Below are 12,506 nucleotides of genomic sequence, written 5' to 3'. Positions count from 1 at the left end.
AGAACCGAATGACTACGCTGTTCGAACCGACCCGACTGGGCGACATCGCCCTCGCCAACCGCATCGTCATGGCGCCGCTGACGCGCAACCGCGCCCAGGCCGGCAATGTGCCGGGGCCGCTCACCGTCGAGTACTACCGCCAGCGCGCGAGCGCCGGCCTCATCATCGCTGAGGCGACGCAGATTTCACCGATGGCGCAGGGCTATCTCGACACCCCGGGCATCCACTCGGCCGAGCAGGTCGCCGGCTGGCGCAAGGTGACCGATGCGGTGCATGCCGCCGGCGGTCGCATCGTGCTGCAGCTGTGGCACGTCGGACGCATTTCGCATACCTCGCTGCTGCCGGGCAGCGCGGCGCCGGTGTCGTCGACCGCGCGTCGGCCCAATGCACAGACCTACACGAAGGAGGGCTTCGTGCCGGTGTCCGAACCCCGGGCGCTGCGTGACGACGAACTGCCGGGCATCGTCGAAGACTATCGCCGCGCCGCGCGCAACGCGATCGACGCCGGTTTTGACGGCGTCGAGGTGCATGCCGCCAACAATTACCTGCTGGACCAGTTCATGCGCGACAGCGTGAACGACCGCAGCGGCCCTTATGGCGGTTCCATCGACAACCGCATTCGTCTGGTCGTCGAGGTGATGCAGGCGGTGGCGGCGGAAATCGGTGCGGCGCGTACCGGCATCCGTCTGTCGCCGATCACCACCTTCAGCGACACGGCGCGTGACAGCAATCCGCAGGCACTTTATGGCCGCCTGGTCGAAGTGCTGGCGCCGCTGGGGCTCGCTTTCGTGCACATGATTGAGGGCGAAACCGGCGGCCCGCGCGAACCGGCCGATCTGGCGCAGCCCTTTGACTATGACGCGCTGAAGAAGGCCTTCGGCGGCGGCTGGATCGTGAACAACGGCTTTGATCGCGCCAGCGCCGAGGCGAAGGTGGCCGCTGGCGAGGCCGACGCGATCGCCTTCGGCAAGCCCTTCATCTCGAATCCGGATCTGGTGCGCCGTCTGCGCGACAACGCGCCGCTGAATCCGCTGCGCGCCGAGCTGATGTACGGCGGCGGCGCCGAAGGCTACACCGACTATCCGGCGCTCGCCTGACGCCTTTTCAGCTTAATCGTCGCTGGCCGGTTCGGGCCGTGTCCACAGCCAGCTGGCCACGACGATCAGGATGAGCCACACGCTGCCGCGTACCCAGGGGGGCACCGGACTGAACCACAGCGTGGTGGCGCTGAACAGCATCATCACGCTGGCCAGCCATTTGGCGCGACGCGGTACCGCGCCGTGTTCGCGCCAGTGGATGATGTGCGGGCCGTACTTCGGATGGGCGAGCAGCTTCGCCTCCAGCGCCGGCCAGCCACGGCCGGCGGCCCAGGCGGCAAGCAGCAGGAAGGGCACGGTCGGCAGTACGGGCAGGAAGGCGCCGATGACGCCCAACAGTACCGACACTGCGGCGAGCAGCCGCCACAGCATCTGACGGGTCCAGTGGATCAAGACGGGCAGGGCGTGATGCGAAAGCCGCATTGTGCCGCAGGCCGGCGCGCGGCGCAGGTTACGAGGACAATCGGGTGGGAAGCCAGCCGGCGATGCGGCGGCGCATCCTTCGATGCGCCGCCCGTCGGCCCGTCCGCGTTTGCGTGCTCAGCGCCGCAGATCGAGCGTGAACGGGAAGTTCGGGTTGCGCTCCTCTGGCGGTGCCGACACCTGGCCCGGCGTGTGGCCCATGGCGAAGAAGCGCGCCAGCCGGCGGCCTTCCGCTTCATAGGAATTGACCGGGAAGGTTTCGAAATTGCGACCGCCCGGGTGGGCGACGTGATACTGGCAGCCGCCCATCGAACGCTTCATCCAGTCGTCTACCAGATCGAACACCAGCGGGCTGTGCGGCGCGATGGTCGGGTGCAGGCAGGCGGCCGGCTGCCAGGCGCGGTAGCGCACGCCGGCGACGAACTCGCCGACGCGTCCGGTGGGCTGCAGCGGAATGCGCCGGCCATTGACCGCCAGCACGTGGCGGTCGTCCACCAGCCCCTGCACCTTCACCTGCAGCCGTTCGACAGAGGAGTCGACATAGCGCACGGTGCCGCCGGGTGCGCCTTCCTCGCCCATCACGTGCCACGGTTCGAGCGCGCTGCGCAGTTCGACCTGAACATTGCGCGCGGCGAAGGCGCCCATCTTCGGGAAACGGAACTCGAAGTGCGGCGCGAACCAGTCCAGTTCCATCGTGTAGCCGAAGCTGCGCAATTCGTCGACGACGTCGCGCAGATCGTCCCAGACAAAGTGCGGCAGCATGTAGCGGTCGTGCAGTTCGGTGCCCCAGCGCTTCAGGCGTGCCGGCTGGTAGGGCTGCTGCCAGAAGCGGGCGATCAGCGCGCGCAGCAGCAGTTGCTGCGTGAGGCTCATGCGCGCGTGCGGCGGCATTTCGAAGGCGCGCATCTCCAGCAGGCCGAGGCGGCCGGTCGGACCATCGGGCGAGAACAGCTTGTCGATGCAGAACTCGGTGCGGTGCGTGTTGCCGGTCGAGTCGACCAGCAGATTGCGCAGGATGCGGTCGATCAGCCAAGGCGGCGTGTAGCCCATGTCGCGTGTGCGGCGCTCGATTTCGGCGAAGGCGATCTCGATCTCGTACACCGCGTCGTTGCGTGCCTCGTCGATGCGTGGCGCCTGGCTGGTCGGGCCGATGAACAGGCCGGAGAACAGGTAGGACAGCGACGGATGGTTGTGCCAGTAGCTGATCAGGCTGCGCAGCAGGTCGGGCCGGCGCAGGAAGGGCGAATCGGACACCGTCGCGCCGCCGAGCACGAAGTGGTTGCCGCCGCCGGTGCCGCTGTGACGACCGTCGATCATGAACTTCTCGGTGGCTAGCCGGGTTTCGTGCGCTGCCTCGTAAAGAAAGGTCGTGCCGGCCACCATGTCGTCCCACGAGTGGTAGGGCTGGATGTTCACCTCCAGCACGCCGGGGTCGGGCGTGATGCGCAGCACTTCGAGGCGGGCGTCGCGCGGCGGCTCGTAACCTTCCAGCACGACCGGGTGGCCGCAGTCGGCGGCGGTCGCCTCGATCGCGGTCACCAGCTCGAGGTAGTCCTCCAGCGCCGCCAGCGGCGGCATGAAGAGGTACATGACGCCGTGGCGCACCTGCGCGCACAGTGCGGTGCGGGTGATCCAGGCAGCCGATTCGAAATCAGCCGGGCGGCGGTCGGTGGCGGGTGCGACCGGGCTGCCGGTGTCCGGCAGGGCGTAGCCCAGCCGCTGCGCGCGGTCGCCGGTCATCGCGGCAAGCGGTGTCTGCATGCGCCAGGCGATGTCACGCCACTGCGGCAGCGCCGTCTGCGGCGCCATCGGGTCGGCGGCATGCACCCAGGGATAGTCGGTGTCCTTCGCCCAGGGCTGGGAGTCGAGCGGCAGCCGGTAGCCGAGCGGCGAATCGCCGGGCACCAGATAGCAGCGTTCGCTGCGCAGGAACCATGGACCGCTCTGCCAGGCGTCGCCGGCCGGCGTGCGTGCCAGCGGCAGCACGTGGCCGACCACGCTGTCCAGGCCCTGGTCGAACACACGGCGCATGCGCTCGCGTTCGAGCGCATCGTCCAGCCGGGCGTCGAAGGGGTCGACGTTGACCGGCAGCTTGCGTTCGCGCCACAGGTAGTACCAGACATCCTCGTAGGCCGGGAAGGCGTGCTTGCCGTCGATGCCGAGCCGGGTCGACAGCACGTTCAGGAAGCGGGCCGCGTCGCCTTCGGTCAGTGCGTAATCGACGGATTCGTCGGCGAACAGGCCGGGGTCTGTCCAGATCGGTTCGCCGTCGCGGCGCCAGAAGCAGGTGAGCGACCAGCGCGGCAGCTGTTCGCCCGGATACCACTTGCCCTGGCCGTAATGCAGCAGGCCGCCCGGCGCGTAGCGTGCCTTCAGCCTGGCCAGCAGTTCGGCGCCGAGCAGGCGTTTTGTCGGCTTTTCCGGCGGTGAATCGGCGGTGGTGTTCCATTCAGCGCCGTCGCGGTCATCCACCGACACGAAGGTGGGCTCGCCACCCATGGTCAGGCGCACGTCGTGCAGTTTGAGATCGGCGTCGATGCGGTGGCCCAGTGTTTCGATGCGCGACCATTGGTCGTCGCTGTAGGGCTTGGTCACGCGTGGCGCTTCCCACACGCGCTCGACCTTCATGTGGTGCTCGAACTCGGACTCGCACTTCTCGCTGAAGCCGCTGACCGGCGCCGCCGACGACGGCTCGGGCGAACAGGCGAGCGGGATGTGGCCTTCGCCGGCGAACAGGCCGGAGGTCGGGTCCAGGCCGATCCAGCCGGCGCCCGGCAGATAGACCTCGCACCAGGCGTGGAGGTCGGTGAAATCCCTCTCCGGGCCGCTCGGGCCGTCCAGCGATTTGACGTCCGGCGTCAGCTGTATCAGGTAGCCCGACACGAAGCGCGCCGCCAGACCGATGTGACGCAGCACCTGCACCAGCGCCCAGGCCGAGTCGCGGCAGGAACCGCTGGCCTTCTGCAGCGTTTCTTCCGGCGTCTGCACGCCGGGCTCCATGCGGATGAGGTAGCGGATGTCGTTCTGCATCTGCTGGTTCAGCGCGACCAGGAAGTCCACGCTGGCACGACCGCCGTTGCACAGCGCGCGCGCGTTATCGACCCAGCGCGAGAATTTCGGCGCGTTGTCGCGTCCGAGCGGCAGCTTGACCAGATAGGGCGTCAGTTCGTGCGTCTGCTCTTCGCTGTAGGCGAACGGAATCTTCTCCGCCTCAGGTTCGAGGAAGAAGTCGAAGGGGTTGATGACCGACATTTCGGCCACCAGGTCGATCTCGATACGCAGTTCGCGTGTGCGCTCCGGGAACACGATGCGGGCGAGGTAGTTCGACTGCGGGTCCTGCTGCCAGTTGATGAAGTGCTCGCCCGGCGTCGCCTTCAGCGAGTAGGACAGGATGGGTGTGCGCGCGTGCGGTGCCGGACGCAGTCTGACCACCTGCGGGCTGAGCATGACCGGACGGTCGTAGCGGTAGTGGGTGACGTGGTTCAGCGCGACGTGGATGGACACGGAGGACTCCGGTTGCGTACTGGAAAGGGGTTGATGGCTTCAAGCAATTAGTGTGCGCAGGCCAAGTGCATGATTTTCATGCAGCTTTGTTTCAGTATCCTTCCGTGTGTGGGGCGGCCGGCGTGTGCGCGCACCGGCGCTGTGCATCAGTGGAAAGTCCGTCGTCGCTATTTGAGGCCGAGTCGTCGAGCAAGCTTGTGCAGATTGCTCGGGTCGACGTCGAGCCGCCGGGCAGCGTCGGTCCAGTTGCCGCCGCATGCATCGAGCGCCGCCCGCACCATCCGGCGTTGGGTCGCGTCGACGGCATCGCGCAGCGGCATCACGGCAACTGGCGTCGCTTCGGTGGCGGACACGGGCGCCTGCACGCTGGCCAGCGCCGGCCCGTCGAGATCGAGCAGTTCGGCCGGCAGGGACACGATGTCGGTGCGCGCGGCGCCACGGCTCACCACCTTCAGCGCGGCGCGGCTGATCACATGTTCCAGCTCGCGCACATTGCCCGGCCACGGATAGCGACAGAGCGCGTCTTCCGCCTCCGGCGACAGACGCAGGCTGCGCAGGCCGAGGCGGGCGCGGTTCAGTTCGAGAAAGCGGCCGGCCAGCAGCAGCACGTCACTGCCGCGCTCGCGCAGCGGCGGAATCGGCACCGGGTAGACCGACAGCCGGTGATAGAGGTCGGCGCGGAAGGCGCCCTCGCGCACGCTGTCGCGCAGCGTGCGGTTGGTGGCGGCGATCACGCGCACGTCGACGCGTCGCGGCTGGTCGGCGCCCAGGCGCTGGATTTCGCCGTTCTGCAGCGCACGCAGCAGCTTGGCCTGAACGGTCAGTGGCAGTTCGCCAACTTCGTCGAGGAAGAGCGTGCCGCCGTCGGCCGCCTCGAAGCGGCCCGGGCGGTCCGTGGTGGCGCCGGAGAAGGCGCCCTTCACGTGGCCGAACAGTTCGCTTTCGGCCAGCGATTCCGGCAGCGCCGCGCAGTTCACGTGGACCAGCGGCTGCGTGGCGCGGCGCGAATGGCGGTGCAGGTGACGGGCGAACAGCTCCTTGCCGACGCCGGTTTCGCCCAGCAGCAGCACCGGCAGCTCGGACTCGGCGACCACCTTCAGTTCGTGCAGCAGACGCTGGATCACGTCGCTGTGGCCAATGATTTCAGCCTCGTCCTCCGTGGTGCGTGTGCCTGACGGTTCGCCGCCACGCGACAGGCGCAGCGCGTGCAGGTCCTGTTCCAGCCGGGTCACGCGCACCGCCGCCTCGACCAGCAAGGTGTAGCGACGCAGGTCATCGCGCGCCGCTTCGGTGAAGGTGCCGGTCTGCAGCGCGTCCAGCGTGAGCGCGCCCCAGGTCTGTCCCTCGACGTGCAGGCTGGTGCCCATGCAGTCGTGTACCGGCAGTGGCTCGCCGACGCGGGTGTCGAGCAGGCCGTCATAGGGGTCGGGTAGCGTGCTGTCGTGATCGAAGCTGGTGATGTCGCGGCGCGACAGGATGGTGGCCAGTCGCGGGTGCTGACCGACGACGAAGCGCCGACCCAGTGTTTCGCGCACCAGACCGTCGACCGCCAGCGGGCGCAGACCGTCCTCTTCCAGCTTCAGCAGCGCGACCGCGCCGCAGTCGAAGTGGGCGCGCAGGCTGGATACCAGACGCTGCAGGCGCACCGCGGGCGGCAGTTCCGACACTAGGTCGGCGAGCAGCAGGGATTCCATCATGGTTTTCATGACCCTTTCAGGGTTCTAAATACCGTTCGTGGTGAGGGTCCAAAATACCTTTATTTTCGTATCTTGTTGATTTTATTTGATCGAAGCATGTGGCCCGGACCTTGCGAAGTGGGGGTGTCTTCTTCCACACGAGGCTCTCGCCATGAACCTGATCGAACAATCCCTCGGCGCGCTGGCGCGCAGCATTCCCGGCGCCACCCAGGTATTCCACGAACACAAGCTGGACTTCTGCTGTGGCGGCAAGCACAGCTTGCAGGAAGCAGCGGCCGAGCGCGGCATCGACGCGCAACCCATCGTCGACCGCCTGCGCACCCTTGCGTCGCTGGCCACGCGCGAGGAGCGCGACTGGCGCACGGTGCCGGCGGCGACGCTGATCGAGCACATCCTGTTCCGCTTCCATGACCGCCATCGCGAACAGCTGCCGGAGCTGACCCGCCTCGCGCGCCGGGTCGAACAGGTGCATGGCGATCGTCCGGACTGCCCGAACGGCCTCGCCGATCATCTGGCAGCGATGCAGCAGGAACTGGAAAGCCATATGCAGAAGGAGGAACAGGTGCTGTTCCCGATGCTCGCCCGCGGACACGCTGTGGCAGTGCAGGGGCCAGTCACGGTGATGCGCAACGAGCACGACCAGCACGGCGAAGCGCTGCAGCGGCTGGAAGCGCTGACCAACGACATCACGCTGCCGCGCGGCGCCTGCAACACCTGGCGCGCGCTCTACGTCGGCCTGGCCGCGCTGCGCGAAGACCTGATGGAACACATCCACCTGGAGAACAACATCCTGTTCGAGGGGCTGAATCCGGCACCGGCCGAGGCGGAGACCGCTCATGGGTAACTATCGCAGGCTGTGGTTCACGCTGATCGGCGTGCTCATCGTCACCTTCTCGCTGCTCGGTTACTACGGCGTCGAGGTGTATCGCAGCGCGCCGCCGATACCGCAGCAGATCGTCAGCGACGACGGCCGGGTGCTCTACACGCACGACGGCATTCTCGACGGCCAGACCGCCTGGCAGTCGGTCGGCGGCATGCAGCTCGGCTCGATCTGGGGGCATGGCGCTTACCAAGCGCCGGACTGGACCGCCGACTGGCTGCACCGCGAACTGCTGGCCTGGCTGGATCTGGCCGCGCAGGACGCGCACGGCAAGCCTTATGCCGAGCTCGACGCCGACACGCAGGCGCTGCTCGCGGCGCGTCTGAAGCGCGAGTACCGGCGCAACACCTACGACGCCGCAAGCGGCATCGCCACCGTATCGACACTGCGCGCGAAGGCGATCGAGCACACCGCCGCTTACTACGCCGAGCTGTTCGGCGACGCACCGGCGCTGCAGGGCTCGCGCGAAAGCTATGCGATGAAGGAAAACACGCTGCCCGATCCGCAGCGGCGCGCGCAGCTTGCCGGCTTCTTCTTCTGGACCGCCTGGGTGGCCGCGACCGAGCGGCCCGGCACCCGCGCCACCTACACCAACAACTGGCCGCACGAACCACTGATCGGCAACGCGCCGACCGCGGAGAACGTCGTGTGGTCCATCGTCAGCGTGGTGGTGATGATGGCCGGCGTCGGCTTCCTGATCTGGGGCTGGTCCTTCCTGCGCAAACAGGACGAGAGCGACCCGGCCGCGCCGGCGCAGGACCCGCTGACGCGCGTCGCGCTGACGCCGTCGCAGCGGGCGCTCGGCAAATACCTGTTTCTGGTGGTGGCGCTGTTCGTGTTCCAGGTCATGCTGGGCGGATTCACTGCGCACTACACCGTCGAGGGCCAGACCTTCTACGGAATCGACGTGTCGCAGTGGTTCCCGTATTCGCTGGTGCGTACCTGGCACATCCAGAGCGCGCTGTTCTGGATCGCCACCGGCTTCCTCGCCGCCGGGTTGTTCCTGGCGCCGCTGATCCACGGCGGGCGCGATCCGAAGTTCCAGAAGCTGGGTGTCGATGTGCTGTTCTGGGCGCTGGTCGTGGTGGTCGTCGGCTCCTTCGTCGGCAACTACCTGGCGATCGCGCAGATCATGCCGCCGGAGCTGAACTTCTGGCTCGGTCACCAGGGCTACGAGTACGTCGACCTCGGCCGTGTGTGGCAGATCGGCAAGTTCGTCGGCGTCGCGCTGTGGCTGGTGCTGATGCTGCGCGGCATGGTGCCGGCGCTGCGCACGCCGGGCGGCGACAAGAACCTGCTCGCGCTGCTGACCGCGTCGGTGGTGGCGATCGGCCTGTTCTACGGCGCCGGCTTCGCCTACGGCGAGCGCACCCATCTGTCGGTGATGGAGTACTGGCGCTGGTGGGTGGTGCACCTGTGGGTAGAAGGCTTCTTCGAAGTGTTCGCCACCACCGCACTGGCCTTCATCTTCTCGACGCTCGGCCTGGTGTCCGGCCGCATGGCAACGGCGGCCAGCCTGGCCTCCGCCTCGCTGTTCATGCTGGGCGGCGTGCCCGGCACCTTCCACCATCTGTACTTCGCCGGCACGACCACGCCGGTGATGGCGGTCGGTGCCTCGTTCAGCGCGCTCGAAGTGGTGCCGCTGGTCGTGCTCGGTCACGAGGCGTGGGAGAACTGGCGCCTGAAGGACCGCGCGCCGTGGATGGCGAAGCTGAAGTGGCCGCTGATGTGCTTCGTCGCGGTGGCCTTCTGGAACATGCTCGGTGCCGGCGTATTCGGCTTCATGATCAACCCGCCGATTTCGCTGTACTACGTGCAGGGTCTGAACACGACGCCGGTGCATGCCCATGCCGCACTGTTCGGGGTGTATGGCTTCCTCGCTCTCGGCTTCACGCTGCTGGTGCTGCGCTACGTCCGGCCGCAGCTGGAGTTCGGCGAGCGTCTGATGAAGACCGGCTTCTGGGGGCTCAACCTGGGTCTGGTGCTGATGATCGCCACCAGCTTGCTGCCCATTGGTCTGATCCAGTTCCACGCCAGCGTCAGTCAGGGGCTGTGGTACGCACGCAGCGAGGCATTCATGCAACAGCCGCTGCTCGAAACGCTGCGCTGGGTGCGCACCTTCGGCGACGTGGTGTTCATCGTCGGCGCGCTGGCGCTGGCCTGGCAGGTGGTCAGCGGCGTGTTCGGGCGTTCCGCTCGCGCCGCTGCACCGGCTGCCGCGCTGGCGGGGGCCCGTCGATGAACTGACTGTACCGTCCTCCCTCCTTGTCGTCACGCATCGGCAAGGTTGGGGCGCCGTGCCGCGAGGCCGGCGCCCTTTTTTTGGTCCGGCCGGCTGACCTGTGCCCGATTGCAGGGGCGATTCTGCCCCGCCGCTGGCGGATTCCGTTCGGTGCCGTTGATCCTCGGTCCTTGCGCGGCATTGGATTTCCGTGCGGCGGTTCGAGTGAAATCAGGCTGGGATGGAGTGTGAAAAAAACTGTGTCTTCAGGGTATGGAAATGTTGCATGGCTATACTCCGGGACTTCCAATCTGAATATCCGACTGCACAGGACCATCCCGTGGCCAATATCACCGCTCAGGACAACAGCCTCTCCTTCCTCACTGACACGCTAGGCGGATTCGTGGGGCGGGCGGCGACTAAGCTCGATGCGTTTTCGAGCGAGCTCGAGGGCATGGTCGATACGATATTCATGGCGATCAGCTATGGGTATGTCGATTCGGTGTCGTCGTCCAGGATCGTCATAAGCACGTATTACCCGACCTACGCGCAGATGATCATCAATGGCAGCGGAATGACCGGGAATTCGTTCTCTATCAATCGCATCAGTTATTCCGAGTACGACGGGTTCTACATCAGGATGAGCGGCAACGTGCGCGGCAACGTGTACGGCGATGTCAGCGGGGCCGTGACCAGTGCGGTGATCGGGGACTCAGAGCAGTCGATCGCGTATGTCGGAAGTATTTCGATGACGACTGGCGCCGCGCGGTACAGCTCGCTCACCTATACGTTGCGCGATGTTTCCGGTGAGGCCACGACGACCTTCAGCTACGGCGGGAGCTTTGTGGAGGACGACTATGGCGTGATCCGGGGCACGGTGACTTCGTTCTCCTATGGCCGCGATGTGGACGGCTCCGGTTCTGGTGCAGCGCAGACCCTGATGTCGATGACCGGACTGTCGCGCTACGTCGAGATGGATATCGATTCGGGACGTCCATTCGGCTTTCTTCCCGCCAATACGGCCACGTTCTTCGCCGACATGCTGAACGGTGCTGACAGCATTAGCGGCGGCACGGGCAACGACACGCTCTACGGTTATGACGGCAATGACCTCATCAACGGCGGGGCGGGTGCTGACGTCATGGATGGCGGTGACGGCGACGACGTCTATTACGTCGACAACGCCGGCGATGTCGTCGTCGAGGCCGCCGCCGAGGGGACCGATCTGGTGCTGGCCTCGGTCAGCCACACGCTGGACGACAACGTCGAGAACCTCACGCTTATCGGCTCGGCAATCGATGGCACAGGCAATCAACTCGGCAATACGCTTACCGGAAATGCACAGGCCAACGTACTTACCGGCCTTGGCGGCATCGACACACTGATCGGTGGTGGTGGTCTCGATACGCTGATTGGCGGTGAAGGTGACGACATCTATGTGATCGACCGCGCCGACGAAATAGTCACCGAGCTTGCGGACGAGGGCAACGATACGGTCCGGATCGGCTATGCGAATGCAGGGCGTACTGCCGTGACGGTGGCGCTTCATGACAACGTCGAGAACCTTGAATTGCTGGGGGCGGGGCTGTTCAATCTGGTGGGCAATGCCGAGTCGAACACGCTGACGGGGAATGGCTCGGCGAACGTGATCGACGGAGGCGCGGGCGCGGACGCGATGACGGGCGGTCTGGGCAACGACACCTACGTTGTGGATGACGCGGGCGACGTGGTGACCGAGACGGCGGTGAAGGGCTCGGGTGTTGATCTGGTGCGCGCGTCGGTGGACTACACGCTGACGGCGAACGTGGAGAACCTGACGCTGGAAGGCAGTGCGCTGGAGGGCACGGGCAACGAGCTGGGCAATGTGCTGACGGGCAACGCACTGGACAACGAACTGTTTGGTCTGGTCGGCAACGACGTGCTGGCGGGCGGGGACGGCAACGACCTGCTGGACGGAGGCGAAGGCATCGACAGCATGTCGGGTGGCGCGGGTGACGACACCTACGTGGTCGACAACGTGCGCGACGTGGTGAGCGAAGGACTGAACGCGGGCACGGACACGGTGCGCAGCGCGCTGAGCTACGCGCTGGGTGCGAACGTCGAGAACCTGGAGCTGACGGGCACGGCGCACCTGAGCGGCACGGGCAACGCGCTGGCCAACGTGATCACCGGCAACAGCGGCAACAACGTGCTCTCTGGCGGCCTTGGAGATGACGTGCTGCTGGGTGGTGCCGGAAACGATGCGTTGCTCGGTGGTGCAGGCAACGACTGGCTGTCGGGCGGAGAGGGGTTGAATACGCTCACCGGCGGAGCCGGCGAGGACGTGTTCTACTTCGACGCGGCGCCTGCTCCCGGCACGCTGCAGACTGTTGCCGATTTCAGCCTCATCGACGACCGCATCGTGTTCGACGCGACGGTGTTCGATGCGCTCGGTGCCGGCTTCAACGAAACGCCGGCAGCGATGCCGTCGGAGCTCGTGCAGATCGGCAGCGGCAGTGCGGCCACCGATGGCGATGTGCGGCTGATCTATGACACAGCGTCCGGTGCGCTGTATTACGACGCGGATGGAAATGGTGCTGGCGACGCGGTCCAGCTTGCCCAATTTACCGGCAAGCCTCTGCTGTCGGCGGATCACTTCGAGGTGCTGGCCTCCTGATCGGACGGGCCTTGCTCTCCTGCATCGC

Annotated in this window: 7 protein-coding genes; 4 read left to right on the top strand and 3 right to left on the bottom strand. The window is 66.4% G+C overall.

Annotation, left to right across the window (positions count from 1 at the left end):
* Nucleotides 1-8 precede the first annotated feature (8 nt).
* A complete protein-coding gene (locus tag METFAM1_RS0109565) occupies nucleotides 9-1,097 on the top strand; it encodes an alkene reductase (RefSeq protein WP_019919389.1) in 1,089 nt (362 codons plus the stop codon).
* Between the two features lie 12 nt (nucleotides 1,098-1,109).
* On the opposite strand, the gene METFAM1_RS0109560 is transcribed toward METFAM1_RS0109565, so the two are convergent.
* From METFAM1_RS0109560 to norR, 3 genes are all read right to left on the bottom strand, one after another.
* Complete coding sequence (locus tag METFAM1_RS0109560; RefSeq protein ID WP_019919388.1) at nucleotides 1,110-1,469, bottom strand: YbaN family protein; 360 nt, start codon at nucleotides 1,467-1,469, stop codon at nucleotides 1,110-1,112.
* Nucleotides 1,470-1,637: 168 nt separating this feature from the next.
* Nucleotides 1,638-5,024 (bottom strand): transglutaminase family protein, encoded by a 3,387-nt coding sequence (locus tag METFAM1_RS0109555; protein ID WP_019919387.1) that lies wholly within the window; start codon nucleotides 5,022-5,024, stop codon nucleotides 1,638-1,640.
* Between the two features lie 167 nt (nucleotides 5,025-5,191).
* Nucleotides 5,192-6,730, bottom strand: a complete 1,539-nt coding sequence (gene norR, locus METFAM1_RS0109550; RefSeq protein ID WP_019919386.1) for a nitric oxide reductase transcriptional regulator NorR — start codon at nucleotides 6,728-6,730, stop codon at nucleotides 5,192-5,194.
* A gap of 142 nt (nucleotides 6,731-6,872) precedes the next feature.
* On the opposite strand from norR, the gene ytfE reads away from it, so the two are divergent.
* From ytfE to METFAM1_RS21330, 3 genes are all read left to right on the top strand, one after another.
* The gene (ytfE, locus tag METFAM1_RS0109545) at nucleotides 6,873-7,565 is read left to right on the top strand and encodes an iron-sulfur cluster repair protein YtfE (RefSeq protein WP_019919385.1); all 693 of its coding nucleotides are present in this window, start codon (nucleotides 6,873-6,875) and stop codon (nucleotides 7,563-7,565) included.
* A complete protein-coding gene (locus METFAM1_RS0109540) occupies nucleotides 7,558-9,843 on the top strand; it encodes a nitric-oxide reductase large subunit (protein ID WP_019919384.1) in 2,286 nt (761 codons plus the stop codon). The genes ytfE and METFAM1_RS0109540 overlap by 8 nt, the downstream gene beginning before the upstream one ends.
* Before the next feature lie 319 nt (nucleotides 9,844-10,162).
* Entirely contained in the window at nucleotides 10,163-12,478 is a 2,316-nt protein-coding gene (locus METFAM1_RS21330; RefSeq protein ID WP_269745878.1) for a calcium-binding protein, read from the top strand.
* The last annotated feature ends 28 nt before the right edge of the window (nucleotides 12,479-12,506 follow it).

It is taken from the genome of Methyloversatilis discipulorum, from assembly GCF_000527135.1.
GTDB lineage: Bacteria > Pseudomonadota > Gammaproteobacteria > Burkholderiales > Rhodocyclaceae > Methyloversatilis > Methyloversatilis discipulorum.
The sequence above is the reverse complement of the archived record's forward strand: the minus strand, read 5'-3'. Positions and strand labels throughout refer to the sequence as shown.

Excerpts from the sequence above, each read along its gene's own strand:
- METFAM1_RS0109565 (WP_019919389.1), top strand. The coding sequence starts at position 9 with ATGACTACGCTGTTCGAACCGACCCGACTGGGCGACATCGCCCTCGCC.
- METFAM1_RS0109560 (WP_019919388.1), bottom strand. The coding sequence starts at position 1,469 with ATGCTGTGGCGGCTGCTCGCCGCAGTGTCGGTACTGTTGGGCGTCATC.
- norR (WP_019919386.1), bottom strand. The coding sequence starts at position 6,730 with ATGAAAACCATGATGGAATCCCTGCTGCTCGCCGACCTAGTGTCGGAA.
- ytfE (WP_019919385.1), top strand. The coding sequence starts at position 6,873 with ATGAACCTGATCGAACAATCCCTCGGCGCGCTGGCGCGCAGCATTCCC.
- METFAM1_RS0109540 (WP_019919384.1), top strand. The coding sequence starts at position 7,558 with ATGGGTAACTATCGCAGGCTGTGGTTCACGCTGATCGGCGTGCTCATC.